The following is a 20,727-nucleotide window of genomic DNA, read 5'->3' on the forward strand; positions in this document are numbered from 1 at the left end:
CGGCATTTTACGGCAGTGGCGACCATGGCGCTCGGACTGGCCGCCTGCGCCGGTGCGCCGCTGCATTCGAGCGTGAAGGCCGCCGCCCCGGCGCAACCGCTGGCGCAGCTGGTGGTGGCCACGCCGGATGCCGACCACGACGTGTTGGCCCAGCTGCTGGCTGGCGAGATGGCGCTGACCCGCACCGACCTCAAGGCTGCCGCCGGTCATTACGACAAGGCGATGGCCCTGAGCAATGATCCGAAGGTGGCGGAGCGTGCGGCGGGCCTGGCCATCGCGGTGCACGACGACGACGCGGCCCGGCGCGCATTGGCGCGCTGGCAGGCGCTGGGCGCCAAGCCCGCCGCGATCGCCCAAGCGCGGGCGCAACTGGCGCTGGATGTCGGCGACACCGCCGAGGCGCGGCGCCAGCTGGAAATCCTGGTCGGCAGCGGTGACAAGGACGCTTGGCGCCAGTTCGGCCGGGTACTGGTGGGTGCGCGCGACCAGGCCCAGGCGGCTCGGCTGCTGGAGGCCCTGGCCACGCCGCAACGACTCCCGGCCGATGCCCAGGCCTGGCTGGCGATGAGCGAACTGGGCGACCACCTGGGTCGTCACGCCTACGCCGCGCAGATCGCCACGGCGGCGATGCAGCGTTTCCGGACGGCCGAGACCTATACCTGGGCGGCTCAGATGAAGTTCAAGGACGGCGACCGCGCCGGTGCCGCCGCCCTGCTGCAGAAGGCCCTGGCGAAGGAGCCGGAGAACACCCGGCTGCGCCTTGCCTACGCGGGCATGCTGGGCCAGGCGGGTGACTACGCCGCTGCCAGCAAGCTGCTGGCGCAGGGTCCGCAGAACGCGGACACCTACGCGATGCGGGCGGGACTGGCCGCGCATCTGCACGACGACAAGGCGCTGGCGGCGCTCTATCGGCAATTGCAGAACGCGCCGACCGACGTGCGCGAACACAGCGCCTACCTGCTGGGCCAGCTGGCCGAAATGCAGAACAAGCCGGCCGAGGCACTGGCCTGGTACGACCAGGTGGGCGACGACGACGCTCACGCGTTCGACGCCGACCTGCGCAGCGCGATCATCCTGCACGGGCAGGGCAAGCGCAGCGATGCGCACGCGCTGCTGGAGCAGTTGCAGCTGGCCTATCTCGACCAGCCCGACCAACTGCGCCAGGCCTGGCAGGCCGACGCCGAGCTGTACCTGACCGAGCAGAACTATGCGAAGGCGGAGGCGGCGTTCAGTCGCGCACTGCAGGTGGTACCGGATGATCCGGGCCTGTTGTACGGCCGCGGCCTGGCCTATGCCGAGGGCGGGCAGGTGGATCAGGCGGTGCAGGATTTCGAGCGCCTACTGAAACTCAAGCCCGGCGACGTCGATGCCAGCAACGCGCTGGGCTACACCCTGGCCGATGCCAATCGCGACCTGCCCGAAGCCACCCGGCTGATCAGCGCCGCCCGTGCGGCCAAGCCCGATGATCCGGCGATCGCCGATTCCTGGGGCTGGCTGCAGTACCGCCTCGGTCATCTCGACCAGGCGGCGCAGACGCTACGTGGCGCCTGGCTGGCCCGCAAGGACGCCGACGTCGGCGTGCACCTGGGCGAGGTGCTGTGGCAGCAAGGCCACAGGCAGGATGCGCAGCGGGTCTTCGACGAGGTGCGCAAGCTCGATCCGCACAACGACAACCTGCAGCAGGCGCTGAAGCGGCTGCATCCATGAGGCGCTGGCAGGCTCTTTTCGCCATCGTGGCCCTGCTGTCGCTGGCCGCCTGCGTACCGCAGGCCGTGCGGGTGAAGGGTGACGCAAGCCTGTTGAACGCGCAGCTGGCGCGCGAACAGGCGCTGGCGCATGCCGACCACTGGTCGCTGCAGGGAAGGCTGGGCATTTCCAATGGCAAGGACGGCGGCAGCGGCAGCTTCAGCTGGCGCCAGGATGGCGAGCGCTACGAATTCACCTTGCGCGGACCGGCGATCAGCGGGATGAATTTCCGCCTCAGCGGTGGTCCCGACGGCGCCGTGCTGGAAGGACTGGAGCATGGTCCGCTACAGGGGCCGGATGCCGAGGCGCTGATGCGCAAGGCGCTGGGCTGGGAGGTGCCGCTGCGCGACTTGCGCGCCTGGGTGCTGGGCGTGCGCGCGGACAGTGGCCCGGCCGAGCTGAGCTTCGGCGAGAACCACCTGCCTTCGCTGCTGCAGCAGGATGGATGGACGGTCGACTATCGCGCCTGGGACGAGACCCGCCAGCCGCCGTTGCCGACCCGGGTGTTCGCCGCCCGGCCGCCGTACAAGGTGAAGCTGTCGATCGAGTCCTGGCAGTTTCAGTAACTTCGCCCGGCTGGGAGCGTGGGCGGTAGAAACCAAGTGAGCGAGGCAAAGGGGTTTTGAGTCAGGTTTTTCGATCATTTGAGGCGAATAGCCGTAGCTATTCAACGAAAGTGAGCGGAAAAGCTGGCCAAAACCACGCAGCCGCAGCCGCTTGTGTTTCTGCCGCCCACGCTCCCGGGTTAGTCTTTGCGCCCCTGATCGCCTGCCGATCGTTCGGCGAATTCCGGAACGCAAGCATGTCCTTTTCCATCGCACGCGCTGAACCCGGCCAGGTCGAGGCCTTGTGCGCGATCGAGCGCAAGGCCGTGCACCTGTTCCGCGGGCATCCGGCGTGGACGAGCTATGCGGCGCTGTCGATGCCGCCGGAACAGCTGTTGCAGGCAATCAGCCGTGGCCTGGTCTGGGTCGCCCTGGGCGAGGCCGGCGATCCGGTGGGCTTCGTCTGGCTGGACGCGGAGCTGGCACCCGGTGCGATCGGCATCGCCGAGATCGACGTGCTGCCGCTCTACGGCCGGCGCGGGATCGGTGCCGCGTTGCTGGAACATGCTTGCGCGTGGGCCCGTTCGGCCGGTTATCGGCGGGTGGACCTGGGCACCCTGGCCGACGTGCCGTGGAATGCGCCGTTCTACGCGAAGCACGGTTTTGTCGTGGTCGACAAGCTCGATCCCGCCTTTGCGTTTGCGCGCCAGCGCGATCGCGAGAACGGTTTTCCCGACACCTTGCGCGTGTTCATGAGCCGCCCGCTGACACCCCCCGCGCCCGCTGAATGGACGGTGTGGCCGGCGCCGGCCAAGCTGAACCTGTTCCTGCGCATCGTCGGGCGACGGGCCGATGGCTACCACGAGCTGCAGACCGTGTTCCGCCTGCTCGACTGGGGTGACGAAGTGCGCCTGCGCGTGCGCGATGACGGCGAGATCCGGCGTGTGCGGGGCATTCCCGGCGTGGCCGAGGCCGACGATCTGGTGGTGCGCGCCGCGCGTCTGTTGCAGCGGCACGCCGCGACAAGCCTGGGTGCCGACATCGAGGTGGACAAGCGCATCCCGATGGGCGGCGGCCTGGGCGGCGGCAGCTCGGATGCGGCCACCGTGCTGGTGGCGCTGAACCAGCTGTGGCGGCTGGGCCTGGACGAGGATGGGCTGGCCGAACTGGGACGCCAGCTGGGCGCCGACGTGCCGGTCTTCGTGCGCGGACGCTCGGCCTGGGCCGAGGGGGTGGGCGAGCAGCTGACGCCGCTGGCGCTGCCGCCGCGCCACTACGTGGTGCTCGATCCCCATGAGGCAGTGCCGACGGCGGCGCTGTTTCAAGCGTCTGAATTGACACGAAATGCCCCGCGGGCGACAATTTCATCCTTTGCTTCAGGCGAAACGACGGAAAACGCCTTCGCGCCGGTCGCGTGCGCGCGGCACCCGCGGGTGGCTGCGGCGCTGGACTGGCTGGACGGTTTCGGCCAGGCGCGACTATCCGGCAGCGGCGGTTGCGTGTTCCTGGAGCTGCGTTCGATGGAGCGGGCGCAGGCGGTGGCAAGGCAGTGTCCGGTGGCGTTCACGGCGTATGTCGCCGGTGGCGTCGACGTGTCGCCCCTGCTGTCGTCGTTGAAGCGACATGCCGGTGCGGTGCCTGCGGATTGATGGAAGCGGACGAAGTTCTGGGATAGACGTATCAAACAAATACTGGGGCGTCGCCAAGCTGGTTAAGGCACGGGATTTTGATTCCCGCATACGCAGGTTCGAATCCTGCCGCCCCAGCCATTTCATGATGGCCAAGTTTTCGAGGTAACACCTGTGGACACGTCCACCCCGATGATGCTGTTTACCGGTAACGCACATCGTGCCCTGGCCGAGGATGTCGCCCATCGCCTGGGCGTGCCGCTGGGCAAGGCGCTGGTCGGCACGTTCAGCGACGGCGAAGTGCAGATCGAGATCGAGGAGAACGTACGCCGGCAGGAAGTGTTCGTGATCCAGCCGACGGGCGCGCCCAGCGCGGTCAACCTGTTCGAGCTGCTGGCGCTGACCGACGCGCTGAAGCGCGCCTCCGCGGCCAGTGTCACCGCGGTGATGCCGTACTTCGGCTATGCCCGGCAGGATCGCCGGCCGCGTTCGGCGCGGGTGCCGATCACCGCCAAGCTGGCCGCCCGCATGATCGGCGCCGCGGGCGTGGACCGGGTACTGACGGTGGATCTGCACGCCGACCAGATCCAGGGCTTCTTCGACATGCCGGTCGACAACGTCTACGCCTCGCCAGTGCTGCTGGCCGACATCTGGCGCAGCCACAGCATGGACGACCTGATCGTGGTCAGCCCGGACGTGGGCGGCGTGGTGCGCGCCCGCGCGATCGCCAAGCGGCTGGACGACGCGGACCTGGCGATCATCGACAAGCGCCGGCCGCGTGCCAACGTGTCGACCGTGATGAACATCATCGGCGACGTGGAAGGCAAGACCTGCGTGATGGTCGACGACATCGTCGACACCGCCGGCACGCTGTGCGCGGCTGCTGCTGCCCTCAAGGAGCGCGGCGCCCGCAAGGTGGTGGCCTACTGCGTGCACCCGGTGCTGTCGGGCGCGGCGATCAGCAACATCGAAGGCTCCCAGCTCGACCAGCTGGTGGTCACCAACACCTTGCCGCTGCGCCCTGAAGCCAAGGCCTGCGCCAAGATCCGCCAGCTCTCGGTCGCCGAGCTGCTGGCCGAAACCATTCGCCGCATCGCCTTCGGCGAGTCGGTGAGTTCGCTGTACGTGGATTGAGATTTGAAAGTCCGTCCAGGATGGACGGTCTTGATCTTGCTTTTCGCGGTATGGACGCCGCGTGGAAGAAATTGAAAGTCCGCCCCGGATGGGCGGTTTTGACGTCAGCTTTTCGCGGCATGGATGCCGCGTGAAATAACGTCTTCCCTGGTCGCGGGGAAGTCACTCAGCCGCCGCGAGGCGGCAAACACAAACCAGGTAGTAATGAAATGACCAAGACTCATGAAATCAAGGCGCAGAGCCGCAAGGACGAGGGGAAAGGTGCGAGCCGCCGCCTGCGTCATGCCGCTTTCGTGCCTGCCGTTGTCTACGGCGCCGGCCAGCCGCCGGAAAGCATCCAGATCGAACACAACACCGTCCTGCTCGCCGCCAAGAACGAGTGGTTCTTCTCCTCGGTGCTCGACCTGAACGTCGACGGCAAGGTGCAGAAGGTGCTGGTGCGCGACTGGCAGAAGCATCCGTTCAAGCAGCTGATGATGCACATGGACTTCCTGCGCATCGACGAGAACGCCAAGCTGCGCGCCAACGTGCCGCTGCACTTCCTGAACCAGGAAAAGTCGCCCGCGGGCAAGACCTCCGGCGTGGTGATCTCGCACAACCTGACCGAAGTGGAAGTCAGCTGCCTGCCGAAGGACCTGCCTGCCTACATCGAGCTGGACCTGGGCGAGCTGGTGGCCGGCGACATCATCCACCTGTCGCAGCTGAAGCTGCCGGCAAACGTGGAGTTGCCCGCGCTGCAGCTGGGCGAGGCGCATGACGCTGCCGTGGTCACGGTGAACGTGGTCAAGGAAAGCGCTGCGGACGCCGCCGAAGACGCTGCCGCCGAGGCCGAGGCCGAAGCGAACAAGGCCGCCGCGGCCAAGTCTGCCAAGGCTCCCGCCAAGCCGGCTGGCGACAAGAAGTAAGTCGTGTGATCCCGCGTCCGTGAGGGCGCGGGATCATGTGGCTGGTCGCTCATGGCTGGTTTGCGACTCATCGTCGGACTGGGCAACCCCGGTGCCGAATACCTCAGAACCCGGCACAACGCCGGGTTCTGGCTAGTTGACGCCCTCGCCAGCGGGCAGGGCGAGCGTTTCGCCTTCGACGGCAAGCTGCACGGCGAGAGTTGCCGGGTGCGCCTCGGCGGCGAACCGGTCTGGCTGCTGAAGCCGGCCACCTTCATGAACAAGAGCGGCATCGCCGTGGTTTCGGCGCTGCGCTACTACAAGATCGAACCCGAACAATGTCTGGTCGCGCACGACGACCTGGATCTTCCTGCGGGCACCGTGCGGATGAAATTCGACGGCGGCCACGGTGGCCAGAACGGCCTGCGCGACATCATGGCCCATCTCGGCCACGGCAAGTTCCATCGCCTGCGCGTGGGCATCGGTCATCCCGGCCACCGCGACCAGGTCACGCCCTGGGTACTGGGCCGGCCGTCGGCCACGGACGAGGACGCGATCCTCGACGGCATCGCCCGCTCCCTGGACGTGCTGCCGCTGGCGGTGGAAGGCCAGTTCGAGAAGGCAATGAAGCAGTTGCATACGAATAGCCGGGAATAGGGAATGGGGAATCGGGAATGGTCAAAAGCCAAAGCCCGATTCCTGCTTCTCCTATTCCCGATTCCCCATTCCCTATTCCCGGAATCACATCCATGGGCATCAAATGCGGCATCGTCGGTCTGCCCAATGTCGGCAAGTCCACCCTGTTCAACGCGCTGACCAAGGCGGGCATCGCGGCGGCGAATTTTCCGTTCTGCACGATCGAGCCGAACGTCGGCGTGGTGCCGGTGCCGGACCCGCGGCTGAATGCGCTGTCCGGGATCGTCAACCCGCAGAGGGTGATTCCGACCGCGGTGGAGTTCGTCGACATCGCCGGCCTGGTGGCTGGCGCGTCGAAGGGCGAGGGCCTGGGCAACAAGTTCCTGGCGCACATCCGCGAGGTCGATGCGATCGCCCACGTGGTGCGCTGCTTCGAGGGTGACGTGATCCACGTGGCCGGCAAGGTCGATCCGATCGCCGACATCGAGACGATCGACACCGAGCTGGCGCTGGCCGACCTGGAGTCGGTGGACAAGGCGCTGAACCGCGCCGAGCGCGCGGCCAAGGCGAACGACAAGGAAGCGCTGGCGCGCAAGCCGGTGCTGCAGAAATTGTCGGCCGGCCTCAACGAAGGCAAGTCCGCACGCAGCCTGGGCCTGGACGAGGAAGAGAAGGCGCTGGTGCGCGACCTGTTCCTGCTGACCCTGAAGCCGCTGATGTACATCGCCAACGTTCCCGACGACGGCTTCGAGAACAACCCGCTGCTCGATGCCGTGCGCGAGCGCGCCGCCACCGAGGGTGCCGAGGTGGTGCCGGTGTGCGCCGCGATCGAGGAAGAGATGGCGCAGCTCGACGACGCCGACCGCGACGAGTTCCTGAAGGACATGGGCCTGGACGAGCCGGGCCTGAACCGGGTGATCCGCGCGGGTTACAAATTGCTCGACCTGCAGACCTATTTCACCGCCGGCGTGAAGGAAGTGCGCGCCTGGCAGTTGCGCCGCGGCTCCAGCGCGCCGCAGGCGGCGGGCGTGATCCACAGCGATTTCGAGAAGGGCTTCATCCGCGCCGAGACGATCAGCTACGACGACTTCATCCAGTACAAGGGTGAAGCCGGCGCCGCCGCAGCTGGCCGACTGCGTAAGGAAGGCAAGGAATACATCGTCAAGGACGGCGACGTGCTGCACTTCCTGTTCAACGTCTGACGCGGTTCCATCCGTCGCGAAAACAGCGCACTCCGGTGCGCTGTTTTTTTGTGCGGTTCAGAGCGCGCTGCCGCCAAGCTTCCAGGTGAACTGCAGGAAGTAGCTGCGGCCGGCGGCGTCGAACCAGGACACGTCGTAATACGGATAGGCGGTGTAGCTGGGATCGCGCGGCGGCAGCTTGTCGAACAGGTTGTCGACGGCAAGCGACAGTTGCGCGTGGTCGCTGAACTTGTATTGCAGCGTGGCGTTGTAGCGATAGGTGGCGTGCGCCCAGGCGGCCTCGCCGGCGTCGGTGTCGACGATCTGGTCGTAGGAGTCGGAGTTCGGCAGTCGGCCCAGGCGTGAGCCGAACAGCGTCGCCGACCAGGCCTTGCGTTCCCACGACACGCTCGCGCTGGTCTTCTCGCGGGGAATGTCGAAGCCGCTGTTGACGGCCAGCTCGTCCAGGGTCGGGTCGCCCGGGTATTGCTGGAACAGGTGGTTGCGCGTCCAGGTGTAGTTGCCGCTGAAGCGGAACGTGCCGATCGCGGTTTCCAGCTTGTAATGGCTGCTGACGTCGACGCCGCTGGTGCGCTCGTTGGCGACGTTGATCGGGTTGACGAAGATGCCGTACAGGCCGCCCGGGTCGACCGCGCTGTCCGCCGGGTAGCGGTTCACCCGCGCTATCGCGTCGATGCAGCTGGGCGAATTCGCATCCACCGCGTTGCCGTTCACGTCGCTGCCGATGCGGCAGCTGGCTTCCAGTTGCAGGATGCGGTCGGTGCTGAGGTCCTGCACCTGGTTCTGCATGCGGATGTTGAAGTAGTCGACCGAGAAGTCCAGGTTCGGCGTGGGCGACCAGACGAAGCCGCCGGTCCACGAGGTGCTGGTTTCGGAGTCCAGGTCGCGATTGCCCTGGCGTGTGCGGATCAGGCCCTGGTCGGAATACGAGCAGTCGGTGATGTCCTCGTCCGGCTCTTCGGTGCGGCACAGGTAGTAGTCGTTGCCCGAAGTCTCGTCGTTGCCGATGCCGGAGTAGACGTAGTGCAGGTCCGGCGCGCGAAATGCGGTGCCGTAGGAGCCGCGCACCAGCAGGGTATCCAGCGGGCGCCATTCCAGGCCGGTGCTCCAGGTCAGCTTGCCGGTCTTGTGGCCGGAGAAGCGGTACTGGTCATAGCGACCGGCCACGCTCCAGTTGAGCGAATCCAGCAGCGGCATGCGCAGCTCGCCGGCGGCGGCCCAGCGGTTGCGGCTGCCGTGGCCGTCGGAGTCCTTCCAGCTGTAGTAGTAATACTGGGTGGCCAGCGGGTCGGGCTTGAGGTCGTAGGACTGGTTGCCGTACTCGACCACGCCGGCAAAACCGGCTGGCCCGGCCGGCAGGCTGAACAGCTCGGTGTTGGTCAGGGTGAACGCCAGCGTGTCGCTGCGCGACTCGGGGTGGTAGTTGGTGCGTGCGGTGATCGAGTCGTATTCGGCGCGGCTCAGCGGCGTGTACAGGCGGCTCGGGTCGGCGTCGAAGATCGGCAGGCCGCTGTCGGCGTCCACGCCGAGCTGCGGGCCGAGGTAGAGGTCATTCGCCTTCGAGGCGACGGTCTGCGGCCAGCTGATCAGCGCCTTGTACTGCGAGTGGCTCAGCGAGGCCTCGTAATCCCAGGCCTGGCCGAACGTGCCCTTGAGGCCGGTGGTGAGGCTGAAGGTCTTCTGGGTGTTCTCGATCATGCCGCGGCCGAGGCCGCCCATTTCCTCGGGCGTGAACTGGCGATACCAGTTCTCGATGCCGCCGCTGTGCGCGTTGTAGAAGTAGCCGTCCTCGTTGCCGTCGGGCGCCTGGTAGTTCCACTGCTCGACGTCGCGGAACAGCTCGACCTTGCTCCAGCCCAGCTGCATGTCGCCGAACCAGCTCAGGTTGTCGTTGATCTTCAGGTTGGCCGAGGTGTAGGTGTTGATGCCGCGGCGCTGGCTGAGGATGGTGCCGTAGCCGATCGACTCCGCGCTGCCGCAGAAATTGCCGTAGCGCGGACGATTCGCGTACACCGTGGTGCCGCCGTTGAGGTAGCCCAGCGCATCGCAGGTGGCCTGGCCCGGATCGATGTAGTCGTCGTTCCAGTCGCCGTTGAGGAAGGTGCGCCGCGGTACCTGCGAGCGTTCGGTGGGCGCGTCGGCGGTGGAATCCTGGATCTTCCGGTCATAGGCCCACAGCGGCTTCTGGTCGATCAGCTCGGCGCCGAATACCAGGTTGAAATCGTCGTGCGAGAAGCCGGTGGAAAAGTTGAGCTTGGTCGAGGCGCCGCCGCCGCGGGTGGTGTCGCCGTAGCGCAGGTCGATGGTGGTGCCGTCGGCGTGGTCCTTCAGGATGAAGTTCACCACGCCGGAGATCGCGTCCGAACCGTAGACCGCCGAGGCGCTGCCGGTGAGCACCTCGATGCGGTCGATCATGCCGATCGGGATGTTGGAGACATCGGTGAAGTTGCTGCGGCCCTTGAACGGCATCGGAAAGTCGGCGATGCGGCGGCCGTTGACCAGCACCAGGGTGTGGTTGGGGCCGAGTCCGCGCAGGTCGACTTCCTCGGCGCCGGGCGAGAAATCGGCACCGCTGGAGGACTGCTGGCTCTGCGTTTCGCCGCTGTTCTGGGTGATCGCGCGCATCACGTCGGGCACGCTGGCGAAACCGCTGGCCTTGATGTCGTTGGCGGTGATCACGGTGACCGGCGCCGGCCCTTCGACCTGGGCGCGGGGGATGCGCGAGCCGGTGACCTGGACTTCGTCCAGCCGGGTGGCTTCCTGCGGGTCCGCGCTCGCGCCGCTGCGACTGCTGGCCGGCGTGGCCGACGAAGCCGGCCGAACCGATTGGCTGGCGCCCTTCACGATGACGACGGCGCCGGAGTCGTCGCGGTGAACGGTGAAGCCGGTGCCGGCGAGCAGGCGATCCAGCGCCTGGTCGGCCGACAGCGCGCCATGCACGCCGCTGGTGCGCAGGCCCTTCAGCTGATCCGCCTGATAGATGAACTGGGCGCCGGACTGGCGCGCCAGGCTGTCCAGGGCGGTGACCAGCTCACCGGCGGGAATGTCGATCTGCCGGACCGCATTGCCCTGGGCCGAGGCGAAGGCCGACACCGAACAGGCCATCACGAACAGCATGCCGCGTAGCGAACGAACCATGGTCACCTCTCCCCAGGTGGGCGCACGCGATGCGCGCCATGTGAAAGCCGGGACGAACGGCTGCGGCAAATCCCCCCTCGCGCGAACCTCAGCGGCGGCGCAGCACGATGTTGTCGCCCTGCTGCTGCGCCCTGATCGGGAAGCCCTGCGCCAGCAGGCGCACGAAGGCGTCGGTGTTGGACCAGCGGAAGTTGCCGCCCACCCACATGTTGCCCACGCTGGCGTCGCCGATCACGATCTTGCGCGTGTTGTAGCGGTTGAACTCGGCGGCGGCGGTGGCCAGTGGCGTGTCGTGAAAGCTGACGAAGCCGCTGCGCCAGCTGAGGTATTCCTCGGCCTGCTGGACCGGGCCGGAGCGCACCACCACGCCGGCATCGCTGGCCGTGGCGATGCTGCCGGCGGGCAGCAAGGTGGTGGGCTGGCGTTCGCCGTCGGGCCGGTTGTCCGACTCCAGCCGCACCAGGCCCTGGGTCACCACCACGCGCAGATCGGCGGCGTCGCGGCGCACGGCGAAGCGGGTGCCCACGGCGATCACCCGGCGGCTGCCGGTGCTGACCACGAAAGGCCGGGCGCGATCCTTGGCCACGGCAAAGAACGCCTCGCCACGCTGCAGGTCGATGTGGCGCTCGCCGTGGGACAGGGTGACCAGCATGCGGCTGTCGCTGCTCAGCGTGACGGTCGAGCCGTCGGCCAGCGGCACCTCCTGCAAGCCGCCGATCGCGGTCTGGTAGGAAGCCTGGTCGACCGCGGTGTAATGGCGCCAGCCCAGCGCCAGCGACACGACCAGGGCGAGCATCGCCGCCGCGGCGAACAGGCGCAGCCAGCGGTGCGATCCCGCACGGCTGCCTCGTTCCGGCTCGGCACGATCCCGCGTCGTGGCGGGCGCCTCGTCTTCGCCATGCGACGCGTGCGCCCAACTGCCGCGTGCGGGCACCACGCCCGGCGCCATGCCGGCGCCGAGCGCCTGCAGCCGGCCGCTTTGCCGCCACGCGGCATCCAGCCGGAGAAAGGCGACCTGGTGCGCGACCGCCTCATCCAGCCAGGCGTCGAGCTGCTGCTGGTCGCGCGCGCTCCAGCCGCCGGCGTCGCGTCGCGCCAGCCAGGCAGCGGCGACCTGCTCAATCTCCCTGCTGCTGGCCATGTCCGTTCCCGTCATTGGCTTCCATGATCCGGTCGCGGCGCGCGCGATGCGTCGGCGTGCCGCCGTAGAAGTATTCGGCGATCAGGCGCGAGCCCTTGGCGACCTGCTTTTCCACGGTCTTTTCGCTGATGCCCATGCGTGCTGCGACCTGCTTTTGCGACAGTTCCTCGACCCGACGCAGCCAGACCACCTCCCGGCAACGGTCGGGCAGGCGGTCGAAGGCGCTGGCCAGGTGCCGCAGTTCCTGCCGCGCGCTCATCCGGTGTTCCGGCGACAACTCGTCTATCAGGACGTTCAGCGCGTCCAGATCACCCACGGCATCGATCGAGACGACCCGACTGCGGCGCAGGCGATCGGTCATCAGGTGGCGCGCGGTGGTGAACATGAAGGACTTCGGTTGCGCTGGGCGCGCCTTCGCCGCGGCCTCGTAGACGCGTACGTAGATCTCCTGGCGCAGGTCGTGGATCTCGTCGCGATGGAACCAGCTGCGCAAGAGGTAACGCATCAGCGCGCCTTCGTGCACGAGGATTTCGCGGGCAAACCAGTTGTTGAGGGAGTCGTCCACGCTGGCGACGATAGCGCCAATGCCGGCGGGAAACATCTTGTCCGAAGGCATGGGGGATCGGCCGTCCAGCTTCGTCCCGGATCAGGTGTGTGCCCGCTGTTTGCGCGGGTGGAACTGCCCGGAGAGACCCCGATGACGACCTTGCTCCAGCGGTTCGCCGCGCCGCCGCGCCACCTGCTTTGCCTGCTCGTCCTGTTGCTTGCGCCGTGGCTGGCGGTGGCGCAGGCGGGCGTGCCGGATGCCGCTGCGCGCCATGGCTACGAGTATTACCGGATCGGCCATCCGGAGGCGGTTCGCCCCGCCGCGACCGAGCCGGCACTGATGTTGATGGGCGGCGGGGAGTGGCCGCACAAGGCGTTCGCCTGGTTCGCCGCGAAGGGTGGCCACGGGCATTTCGTGATACTGCGCGCCTCCGGCGACGACGGCATGCAGAAGGAACTGTTCAACGAAGTCGGCGGCGTCGCCTCGGTGCAGACGCTGGTGTTCCACGATCGCGCCGCCGCCAGCGATCCACGGGTGCTGGACATCGTGCGGCACGCGGACGGCATCTTCATCGCCGGCGGCGACCAGGCCAACTACGTGCGGTTCTGGAAGGGCACGCCGCTGGGCGCGCTGTTGAACGAGCACGTGGCCCACGGCAAGCCGATCGGCGGCACCAGCGCGGGGCTCGCCATTCTCGGCGCTCATGCCTATGGCGCGATGGATGGCGGCAGCATCACCTCGAAGGAGGCGATGCGCGACCCGCTGGGCAAGGCGATGACCCTGGTCGGCGATTTCATGCACCTGCCCAACATGCAGCAGGTGATCACCGACACCCACTTCCACGCCCGCGACCGGCTCGGCCGACTGATTGCGTTCGTGGCCAACCTGCGCCACGCGGGCCATGCCGACATCGTCGGCCTGGGCGTGGATCAGGATGCGGCGCTGTGCGTGGACGGCGATGGCATCGGGCGGCTGTTCACCATCGACAACGGCTTCGCCTGGCTGGTGCAGCCGCAGGGCAAGCCGGAACGAATCGCTGCCGGCAAACCTCTCGACTACCCGGGTACGCGCGTCACCGGCGTGGGCACGCAAAGCCGGATCGACCTGAAGCGTCTCGCGGTCGAGCGGCCGGTATTCGAGGCCGTCGCCGACGTGCGTAATGGCGAGCTGACCCTGCGCGGCGAGCATGCGCCGCTGCTGGTGATCCACGGCGGCGCGGGCGTGGAGCGGGCGGGCATGACGCCGCAGATCGAAGCCGGTGCCCGTGCCGCGATGGAACTGGCATTGCGCAAGGGCTATGCGGAGCTCAAGGCCGGCAAGGCCGCGACCGACGCGGTGACGGCGGCGATCGCCGTGCTGGAGGACGATCCGCTGTTCAACGCCGGCAGGGGCGCGGTGTTTACCCATGACGGCAGGAACGAGCTGGACGCCTCGATCATGGACGGCTCGACGCTGGCGGCCGGCGCGGTGGCGGAAGTCCATCGCGTGAAGCATCCGATCCTGCTGGCGCGCGCGGTGATGGAGCATTCGCCGCACGTGATGATGGTCGGCGACGGCGCGGAGAAATTCGCCACGGAGCAGGGATTCGAGCTGGTCGATCCGGCGTACTTCCGCACCGAGCGGCGCTGGCTGGAACTGCAGAAGGCGCTGAAGGAAGACGCCGCGGGCGTGCCGCTGCCCGAACGGCTGCGCGCGCTGAAACATTTCGGCACCGTCGGCGCCGTGGCGCGCGACAGCGAAGGCCGCCTGGCCGCCGGCACCTCGACCGGCGGCATGACCGACAAGCGCTACGGCCGGGTCGGCGATTCGCCGATCGTGGGCGCGGGCACCTATGCCAACGTGGCCTGCGCGGCTTCAGGTACGGGCTGGGGCGAGTACTACATCCGCGTTTCGGCGGCGCGCGAGATTTGCCTGCGCATGACCGGGCTGCACGAGTCGGCGGCACAGGCCGGCAAGGCGGTGATCAACGACGAGATCCCGCAGATGGGCGGCGACGGCGGCGCTATCATCCTTGGCGCCGATGGCAGCGTGGCGATGCCGTTCAACACCGAGGGCATGTACCGGGGGTGGATCGGTGCCGACGGCGTGCCGCACGTGGCGATCTACGACAACGATCCACTGGCGTTGCCGCCACCCACGCCTTGAACAGCATGGGTCAGGCGTCGTCGCCTTCGGTGATCTGTCGCTGCATGCGGTCCAGATAGGCGTCGAGCTCCTGCGTGCTGGTGAACACCTCGTTCACCGGCACCGCCTTGACGATGTCGAACACCTTGCGCACCTGCGCCTGCGGGTTCAGCAACAGGGTGTGGCCGCCGCGGGCGCGCATGCTCTTGCGCACCTTGGCGAAGCTGCGCAGGCCGGCACTGCTGATGTAGGTCAGCCCGGCCAGGTCGATCACCACGGTGCCGCCATCGGGCAGCTGCGGCAGCAGGGCGAGCATGGCCTCGTCGAGTTCGCCGAAGGTCATCGCATCGAGGCGGCCGCCGACTTGCACGACGGCGCGATCGGGGGCGGAGAATTCACTGTGCAGGCTGAGCGTCATGGTGAAGATTCATCCTGGGTCGGGTAGGCGAAGCGAAGCAGCAGGTGGTTGCCTTGTGCGTCCCGTGTATAGCGCATTTCGTCGGTCATGGTACGCGCGAGATGGATGCCGAGACCGCCGACCCGTTCGCGATCGGCCAGGTCGCCGGTGAGGACGGGATCGGCGGATTGCAGCGGGTCGAAGGCGACGCCGTCGTCGATCAGCTCGACCGTGACGGCATCCGCCAGGGGCTGCAACCGAAGGCCGATCTGGCCGGGCTGGCCATCGGGATAGCCGTATTCGACCGTGTTGACCATCAGCTCCTCCAGCACCAGGCGCATGTCACCGCACAACGCCGCCGGGGTGCCGGTGTCCTGCAGCAACTGCTCGCAGCGGTCGAGCGCGGCGAATACCTCCGGCAGCTGGTTGTCGATGGTCATCTCGGTGGCCTTGAGTGCCGAGCCGTGCCAGCTCAGTGCCAGCAGGGTGATGTCGTCGGCCTGCGGAGCATCGGCCACGAAGCGGTCCACGTCGCCCAGCAGGCGCTCGATGTAGGTGGCCGTGGCCGCCGTCGGCGGAACCTGCGCGAGACTTTCCACGGTGCGTTCGATGCCGTACATCTGCTCGTCGTGGTCGCTGGCTTCGGTGATGCCGTCGGTGTACATCAGCAGCGTTTCGCCCCGGCCCAGGCGCAAGACGTGTTCCGGGTAGTCCGAATCCTCGTACAGCCCGAGCACGGCCCCGGTGGGGAATTCCAGCACCTGCGGCGTGCCGCGGCCACACAGGATCGGCGGCTCGTGGCCGGCGCTGGCCAGCACCAGGTTGCCGCTGCCGGTGTCCAGCAGGCCGCACAGCAGGGTGACGAACATGCAGCTGTCGTTGCCGCGGCACAGTTCGAGGTTGAGCAGCCGCAGCAGGTTCGGCGGCGTCTGGGCGCGCGGCGCCAGCGCCTTGGCCAGGGTGATCGTCTGCGCCATGAACAGGGCGGCCGGGATGCCCTTGTCGGAAACGTCGCCGACCATCACGAAGAAGCGCTGCGGGTCGAGCATGAAATAGCTGTAGAGATCGCCACCGACCGCTCGCGCGGGGCGCAGCGCGGCGTGCAGTTCGAACTGCGCGCAGACGGCGTCCAGGTAATGCGCATTCGGCAACAGGCCGAGCTGGATCTGGTGGGCGATCTCCAGCTCGCTGGCCAGCCGCTGTTTTTCCCGTGCAACCCGGGCCAGGTCCTCCAGGTGCAGGGCCAGCTCGCGACGCATCTGGTCGAAAGATTCGGTGAGACGACCCACCTCGTCGGGGCGGCGGGCCACCGGCAGTTCGAAATCCAGTTCGCCACGGGCGACGTGCTCGGCACGGTCGGCCAGCACGCCGAGCGGCGCCATCGTGCGGCGGATCGTCAACAGCGTGATCAGCGCCACGCCGAGCATCGCGACCAGGCCCAGGGCGAGGCTCAACAGGAAAATGTGCCGCACGCCGGCGTAGATCTGGTACTCCGGCACCACCAGACCGAGCCGCCAGCGGGTGCCCTGGATCGGGGCGGAGTAGACCCAGACCGGCCCCTTGGCCCGCGGGTTCTGCGCCACCGGCAGCCGCATGGACTCGGCGTGGTCGCTGGCCAGCGCGTCGAGCAGGGCGGTGCCGCCACGCTGGCCGACCAATTCCGGATTGTCGTGCGCCAGGTAATTGCCGTCGCTGTCCAGCACGAAGGCGTAGGCGCCCGGCGGCTTGTCCAGGCTGCCGAGAATTCGGTGCAGCCAGTTGAGCGTGACATCGGCGTTGATGATGCCGATCGGGTGCCCGTCGCGTTCGATCGTGGTGGAGTAATTGACCAGCTGGCGATGCCGCGACTGCGAAAAGAACGGTCGCTGCCAGCAGCCGCCGGCACAGCCAAGGCCGCCGAGGAACCAGTTGTTGTTCCAGTAGGGATTGGCGTCCTGCGACAGGTCGCGACTGCTCAGCGCGCCATTGTCCAGGCGGTTCACGAAGGGCGAATGGGGCCGCGGGGCGGCAGGATCCGGGGACGGCCTGAACACGGCGGCCAGACCGTCGATGTCCAGGTTGGCGGCCAGGGTGTCCCGCAGCAGGGGTTCGGCATCGTCCTGGCGGCTGGCGATGATCGCGGCAAGCATCTGCGCCGAGACGGCGACGCGATCGACGCGGGCCTGGATCTGGCTGCCCGCGTTGGCGGCCAAGGCGGCGGCCTCGTGATGGGTATGTTGCAGGATCTGCGCCCGGGTCAGGGCAAGCAGCAGGCCGCCGATGGCGCCGAGCACGAGGGTGGAGCCGACCAGAACCCACCATGCCGTCCGCGATGCGATGCTGCGCAAGACCATTGGTGTTCCCCCGGCTTCCCTGCGCCGCATCTAGCCATGAAGCGAAGCCGGCCGCAAGCCGATGGACTGGTGTCGACCGGGGCGGGCGCGACTGCGCGGTCAGGGCATAATTGCCGCCACGGACTACGCCACGAGATGCCAGCCCCATGCCCGGACAACAGCACGAAGTGACCTTCCGCTTCCTCGCCCAGCCCACCGATGTCAATTTCGGTGGCAAGGTGCATGGTGGCATGGCGATGAAGTGGATCGATCAGGCCGGCTACGCCTGTGCAGTGGCGTGGAGCGGGGCCTATTGCGTCACCGTCTCGGTCAGCGGCATCCAGTTCGTGGCGCCGATCCTGATCGGCGACCTGGTCACCGTGCGGGCGCGCCTGATCCACACCGGCACGTCGAGCATGCATCTCGCCGTGGACGTGCTGGCCAGCGACCTGCGCAAGGACGAGCGGCGCCTGGCCACCAGCTGCGTGATGGTCTTCGTGGCGCTGGACAGTCCGGATGGCAAGCCCACGCCGGTGCCGCACTGGGAGCCGCGCGACGACGCCGAGCGGCGATTGCAGGCACAGGCCAGGCGGCTGCTCGAGGCGTCGAAGGACATGGAGCAGCTGGTTCGCCTCAACGCCACTTCGCCGGACTGAACGCGGCGGCAGAAAATCGTCGCCGCAGGTGAAATTCACGTCTGCAGGTGTTGACAGTTCGAGGCTCGATCCACACAATACGCGTTCTTTGTTGGAGGGATACCCAAGCGGCCAACGGGGGCAGACTGTAAATCTGCTGGCTTACGCCTTCGGTGGTTCGAATCCACCTCCCTCCACCAGCTTGAATACCCCGGTAATCAAGTTTGTAGAGATCTGACAAGCAGGGCCATGGAGGTGGATGAGATCCGCCGTCGTGGTTCGACAAAATCGCCTGGAGCGATTTTGAACGCGACGCGAAAGCGGCGCGGCCCCGGAGGGGCGGAGGGCAGGATGCCCGGAGTAATCCACCTCCCTCCACCAGCAAGAGTTCCGCGCCAGGCGGGAGTAGTTCAATGGTAGAACATCAGTTTTCCAAACTGATTACGCGGGTTCGATTCCCGCCTTCCGCTCCATTGCTCTGCAAGTGTCAGGCGCTGTTGATCGAGGCGACAACTGCGCAGATCGACGCGTTTTTGAGTGGCCCGGCAGGACGCCGGTCTGAAGCCGCCGTCCGGGAAGATGGCTGAAGTTATGAAGAGTCCGGCAGGACGCCGGTCTGAAGTTACCATCAGGGACGATGGATGAAATACACCACGCTCATGTAGCTCAGTCGGTAGAGCACTTCCTTGGTAAGGAAGAGGTCACAGGTTCGATTCCTGTTATGAGCACCAATTCAGGCCAGTCCGGCCAGCCCCGAAGGGGCAGTTTCTTCAATTCATCGACTCCATCGGGGTGTAGCGCGCATGGCAAAGGGTAAATTCGAACGCACCAAGCCGCACGTCAACGTCGGCACGATTGGTCACGTGGACCACGGCAAGACGACGCTGACGGCCGCACTGACGAAGGTCGGGGCGGAACGTTTCGGTGGCGAGTTCAAGGACTACAGCGCGATCGACGCGGCGCCGGAAGAGAAGGCGCGCGGCATCACGATCTCGACCGCGCACGTGGAATACGAGTCGCCGCTGCGCCACTACGCGCACGTGGATTGCCCGGGCCATGCCGACTACGTGAAGAACATGATCACCGGTGCGGCGCAGATGGACGGCGCGATCCTGGTGTGCTCGGCCGCTGACGGCCCGATGCCGCAGACCCGCGAACACATCCTGCTGTCGCGCCAGGTCGGCGTGCCGTACATCGTGGTCTACCTGAACAAGGCGGACATGGTGGACGACGCCGAGCTGCTGGAACTGGTCGAGATGGAAGTGCGCGAGCTGCTGTCGAAGTACGAGTTCCCGGGTGACGACACCCCGATGATCCACGGTTCGGCCAAGCTGGCGCTGGAAGGCGACCAGAGCGACATCGGCGTGCCGTCGATCATCAAGCTGGTGGACGCGCTGGACAGCTACATCCCGGAGCCGGTGCGCACGATCGACAAGCCGTTCCTGATGCCGGTGGAAGACGTGTTCTCGATCTCGGGCCGCGGCACCGTGGTGACCGGTCGTATCGAGCGCGGCATCATCAAGGTCGGCGACGAAATCGAAGTGGTCGGCATCCGCGACACGCAGAAGACGACCGTCACCGGCGTGGAAATGTTCCGCAAGCTGTTGGACCAGGGTCAGGCGGGCGACAACGCCGGTCTGCTGCTGCGCGGCCTGAAGCGTGACGACGTGGAGCGTGGTCAGGTGCTGGCCAAGCCGGGCACGATCACCCCGCACACCGACTTCGAGGCCGAGGTCTACGTGCTGTCGAAGGACGAGGGTGGCCGTCACACGCCGTTCTTCAAGGGCTACCGCCCGCAGTTCTACTTCCGCACCACCGACGTGACCGGCGCCTGCCAGTTGCCGGAAGGCGTGGAGATGGTGATGCCGGGTGACAACGTGAAGATGGTGGTGAGCCTGATCCACCCGATCGCGATGGACGAAGGCCTGCGTTTCGCCATCCGCGAAGGCGGCCGCACCGTCGGCGCCGGCGTGGTGGCCAAGGTCATCAAGTAAAATACATCGGGAGTAGGGAATCGGGAATCGGGAATCGCTGGAGCGAAGCACGACACGCTCCAGATCGGTTACCATTCCCGATTCTCTATTCCCTGTTCCCGTTTTTACGCCAGTAGCTCAATTGGCAGAGCAGCGGTCTCCAAAACCGCAGGTTGGGGGTTCAAGTCCCTCCTGGCGTGCCACTTCACCGAGGATCGAGACGGATGGTGGTGGCAGGGTCGGCCGCGAGGCACGGCATGCTGCTGACACCCGGTCACTAGTGCATGAATACCAAGGTAGAACAGCCCAAGGGCACGAACGCCGCCGACATCGGCAAGCTGGTACTGGCGGTGCTGGTGCTGGCTGCCGGTATCTTTGCCTATTCCTGGTTCGGTCGGGACGGCAGCATTTCCTCGTCGGTGCGTCTGCTTGGCGTGCTCGCGGCGCTGGTCGTGGCGATGGCGATTGCGGCTTTTACCGCTCTGGGGCGGCGGGTTCGGAACTTCGTTGCCGAATCGCAGTTCGAGATGCGCAAGGTCGTTTGGCCGACCCGCGACGAGACGATCAAGACGACGGGCATCATCATCGTGGTGGTGATCGTCCTGTCGCTGCTGCTCGGTCTGATCGACCTGATCCTGAAGTCGGTCATTCTGGACTGGCTGCTGAAGCTGTAAGCCTGAGGTGA

Annotated in this window: 16 protein-coding genes, 5 tRNA genes, 1 other RNA gene and 1 pseudogene; 18 read left to right on the forward strand and 5 right to left on the reverse strand. The window is 66.9% G+C overall.

Annotation, left to right across the window (positions count from 1 at the left end):
- Nucleotides 1-24 precede the first annotated feature (24 nt).
- The 8 genes from I6J77_RS04725 (at nucleotide 25) to ychF (ending at nucleotide 7,775) form a co-directional block, all read left to right on the forward strand.
- On the forward strand, nucleotides 25-1,707 hold the full coding sequence (locus tag I6J77_RS04725) for a tetratricopeptide repeat protein (protein ID WP_204110769.1): 1,683 nt from the start codon (nucleotides 25-27) through the stop codon (nucleotides 1,705-1,707).
- The gene (lolB, locus tag I6J77_RS04730; RefSeq protein WP_204110770.1) at nucleotides 1,704-2,312 is read left to right on the forward strand and encodes a lipoprotein insertase outer membrane protein LolB; all 609 of its coding nucleotides are present in this window, start codon (nucleotides 1,704-1,706) and stop codon (nucleotides 2,310-2,312) included. Before I6J77_RS04725 ends, lolB begins: the two co-directional genes overlap by 4 nt.
- 236 nt (nucleotides 2,313-2,548) lie before the next feature.
- Complete coding sequence (gene ispE / locus I6J77_RS04735) at nucleotides 2,549-3,940, forward strand: 4-(cytidine 5'-diphospho)-2-C-methyl-D-erythritol kinase (RefSeq protein ID WP_204110771.1); 1,392 nt, start codon at nucleotides 2,549-2,551, stop codon at nucleotides 3,938-3,940.
- 43 nt (nucleotides 3,941-3,983) lie between these two features.
- Nucleotides 3,984-4,060: transfer RNA gene (locus I6J77_RS04740), tRNA-Gln, on the forward strand.
- Between the two features lie 51 nt (nucleotides 4,061-4,111).
- A complete protein-coding gene (locus I6J77_RS04745; protein ID WP_200946082.1) occupies nucleotides 4,112-5,053 on the forward strand; it encodes a ribose-phosphate diphosphokinase in 942 nt (313 codons plus the stop codon).
- A gap of 209 nt (nucleotides 5,054-5,262) precedes the next feature.
- Nucleotides 5,263-5,958 carry a 50S ribosomal protein L25/general stress protein Ctc gene (locus tag I6J77_RS04750; RefSeq protein ID WP_204110772.1) on the forward strand — a complete coding sequence of 232 codons (696 nt, stop codon included), beginning with the start codon at nucleotides 5,263-5,265 and terminating at the stop codon, nucleotides 5,956-5,958.
- Nucleotides 5,959-6,009: 51 nt separating this feature from the next.
- A complete protein-coding gene (gene pth, locus I6J77_RS04755; RefSeq protein ID WP_204110773.1) occupies nucleotides 6,010-6,594 on the forward strand; it encodes an aminoacyl-tRNA hydrolase in 585 nt (194 codons plus the stop codon).
- A gap of 92 nt (nucleotides 6,595-6,686) precedes the next feature.
- On the forward strand, nucleotides 6,687-7,775 hold the full coding sequence (ychF, locus tag I6J77_RS04760; protein ID WP_204110774.1) for a redox-regulated ATPase YchF: 1,089 nt from the start codon (nucleotides 6,687-6,689) through the stop codon (nucleotides 7,773-7,775).
- 57 nt (nucleotides 7,776-7,832) lie between these two features.
- Here the strand turns inward: ychF and I6J77_RS04765 are convergent, their stop codons facing one another.
- The 3 genes from I6J77_RS04765 to I6J77_RS04775 form a co-directional block, all read right to left on the reverse strand.
- Nucleotides 7,833-10,913: a TonB-dependent receptor gene (locus I6J77_RS04765; RefSeq protein WP_204110775.1), complete on the reverse strand. Its 3,081-nt coding sequence runs from the start codon at nucleotides 10,911-10,913 to the stop codon at nucleotides 7,833-7,835.
- Between the two features lie 88 nt (nucleotides 10,914-11,001).
- The gene (locus I6J77_RS04770) at nucleotides 11,002-12,054 is read right to left on the reverse strand and encodes a FecR domain-containing protein (RefSeq protein WP_204110776.1); all 1,053 of its coding nucleotides are present in this window, start codon (nucleotides 12,052-12,054) and stop codon (nucleotides 11,002-11,004) included.
- On the reverse strand, nucleotides 12,032-12,619 hold the full coding sequence (locus I6J77_RS04775; RefSeq protein WP_343123465.1) for a sigma-70 family RNA polymerase sigma factor: 588 nt from the start codon (nucleotides 12,617-12,619) through the stop codon (nucleotides 12,032-12,034). The genes I6J77_RS04770 and I6J77_RS04775 overlap by 23 nt, the downstream gene beginning before the upstream one ends.
- Nucleotides 12,620-13,045: 426 nt before the next feature.
- Between I6J77_RS04775 and I6J77_RS17760 the strand changes: the two are divergent.
- Nucleotides 13,046-13,504 (forward strand): annotated as a pseudogene (locus I6J77_RS17760) (cyanophycinase); the annotation flags it as partial.
- A gap of 249 nt (nucleotides 13,505-13,753) precedes the next feature.
- The gene (locus I6J77_RS17765) at nucleotides 13,754-14,746 is read left to right on the forward strand and encodes an isoaspartyl peptidase/L-asparaginase family protein (RefSeq protein WP_239309267.1); all 993 of its coding nucleotides are present in this window, start codon (nucleotides 13,754-13,756) and stop codon (nucleotides 14,744-14,746) included.
- A 10-nt stretch (nucleotides 14,747-14,756) separates the two neighbouring features.
- Here the strand turns inward: I6J77_RS17765 and I6J77_RS04785 are convergent, their stop codons facing one another.
- Together I6J77_RS04785 and I6J77_RS04790 are read right to left on the reverse strand one after the other, a co-directional pair.
- Complete coding sequence (locus I6J77_RS04785; RefSeq protein WP_056764190.1) at nucleotides 14,757-15,143, reverse strand: STAS domain-containing protein; 387 nt, start codon at nucleotides 15,141-15,143, stop codon at nucleotides 14,757-14,759.
- Nucleotides 15,140-17,455 (reverse strand): SpoIIE family protein phosphatase, encoded by a 2,316-nt coding sequence (locus tag I6J77_RS04790; RefSeq protein ID WP_204110779.1) that lies wholly within the window; start codon nucleotides 17,453-17,455, stop codon nucleotides 15,140-15,142. The genes I6J77_RS04785 and I6J77_RS04790 overlap by 4 nt, the downstream gene beginning before the upstream one ends.
- A gap of 146 nt (nucleotides 17,456-17,601) precedes the next feature.
- Here I6J77_RS04790 and I6J77_RS04795 point away from each other — a divergent pair, with 146 nt between their 5' ends.
- The 8 genes from I6J77_RS04795 to secE all read left to right on the forward strand — a co-directional run bounded on the left by I6J77_RS04795 (nucleotide 17,602) and on the right by secE (nucleotide 20,716).
- Nucleotides 17,602-18,090, forward strand: coding sequence for an acyl-CoA thioesterase (locus I6J77_RS04795; protein WP_007806863.1), 489 nt, complete (start codon nucleotides 17,602-17,604; stop codon nucleotides 18,088-18,090).
- Between the two features lie 93 nt (nucleotides 18,091-18,183).
- Nucleotides 18,184-18,269: transfer RNA gene (locus tag I6J77_RS04800), tRNA-Tyr, on the forward strand.
- Nucleotides 18,270-18,307: 38 nt separating this feature from the next.
- Nucleotides 18,308-18,450, forward strand: a non-coding RNA gene (locus tag I6J77_RS04805) — RtT sRNA.
- An 18-nt stretch (nucleotides 18,451-18,468) separates the two neighbouring features.
- Nucleotides 18,469-18,542: transfer RNA gene (locus I6J77_RS04810), tRNA-Gly, on the forward strand.
- A 182-nt stretch (nucleotides 18,543-18,724) separates the two neighbouring features.
- Nucleotides 18,725-18,800: transfer RNA gene (locus I6J77_RS04815), tRNA-Thr, on the forward strand.
- 72 nt (nucleotides 18,801-18,872) lie between these two features.
- A complete protein-coding gene (tuf, locus tag I6J77_RS04820; protein WP_056764501.1) occupies nucleotides 18,873-20,063 on the forward strand; it encodes an elongation factor Tu in 1,191 nt (396 codons plus the stop codon).
- A gap of 106 nt (nucleotides 20,064-20,169) precedes the next feature.
- A tRNA-Trp gene (locus tag I6J77_RS04825) sits at nucleotides 20,170-20,245 on the forward strand.
- Between the two features lie 81 nt (nucleotides 20,246-20,326).
- Entirely contained in the window at nucleotides 20,327-20,716 is a 390-nt protein-coding gene (gene secE / locus I6J77_RS04830; RefSeq protein ID WP_204110780.1) for a preprotein translocase subunit SecE, read from the forward strand.
- Nucleotides 20,717-20,727: the final 11 nt, after the last annotated feature.

Source organism: Rhodanobacter sp. FDAARGOS 1247 (assembly GCF_016889805.1).
In the GTDB taxonomy this organism is placed as follows: Bacteria; Pseudomonadota; Gammaproteobacteria; order Xanthomonadales; family Rhodanobacteraceae; genus Rhodanobacter.

Bases quoted from the DNA above. Each gene is read 5' to 3' on its own strand.
- I6J77_RS04725 (WP_204110769.1), top strand. From the start codon at position 25: ATGGCGCTCGGACTGGCCGCCTGCGCCGGTGCGCCGCTGCATTCGAGC.
- lolB (WP_204110770.1), top strand. From the start codon at position 1,704: ATGAGGCGCTGGCAGGCTCTTTTCGCCATCGTGGCCCTGCTGTCGCTG.
- ispE (WP_204110771.1), top strand. From the start codon at position 2,549: ATGTCCTTTTCCATCGCACGCGCTGAACCCGGCCAGGTCGAGGCCTTG.
- I6J77_RS04745 (WP_200946082.1), top strand. From the start codon at position 4,112: ATGATGCTGTTTACCGGTAACGCACATCGTGCCCTGGCCGAGGATGTC.
- I6J77_RS04750 (WP_204110772.1), top strand. From the start codon at position 5,263: ATGACCAAGACTCATGAAATCAAGGCGCAGAGCCGCAAGGACGAGGGG.
- pth (WP_204110773.1), top strand. From the start codon at position 6,010: ATGGCTGGTTTGCGACTCATCGTCGGACTGGGCAACCCCGGTGCCGAA.
- ychF (WP_204110774.1), top strand. From the start codon at position 6,687: ATGGGCATCAAATGCGGCATCGTCGGTCTGCCCAATGTCGGCAAGTCC.
- I6J77_RS04765 (WP_204110775.1), bottom strand. From the start codon at position 10,913: ATGGTTCGTTCGCTACGCGGCATGCTGTTCGTGATGGCCTGTTCGGTG.
- I6J77_RS04770 (WP_204110776.1), bottom strand. From the start codon at position 12,054: ATGGCCAGCAGCAGGGAGATTGAGCAGGTCGCCGCTGCCTGGCTGGCG.
- I6J77_RS04785 (WP_056764190.1), bottom strand. From the start codon at position 15,143: ATGACGCTCAGCCTGCACAGTGAATTCTCCGCCCCCGATCGCGCCGTC.
- I6J77_RS04790 (WP_204110779.1), bottom strand. From the start codon at position 17,455: ATGGTCTTGCGCAGCATCGCATCGCGGACGGCATGGTGGGTTCTGGTC.
- I6J77_RS04795 (WP_007806863.1), top strand. From the start codon at position 17,602: ATGCCCGGACAACAGCACGAAGTGACCTTCCGCTTCCTCGCCCAGCCC.
- tuf (WP_056764501.1), top strand. From the start codon at position 18,873: ATGGCAAAGGGTAAATTCGAACGCACCAAGCCGCACGTCAACGTCGGC.
- secE (WP_204110780.1), top strand. From the start codon at position 20,327: ATGAATACCAAGGTAGAACAGCCCAAGGGCACGAACGCCGCCGACATC.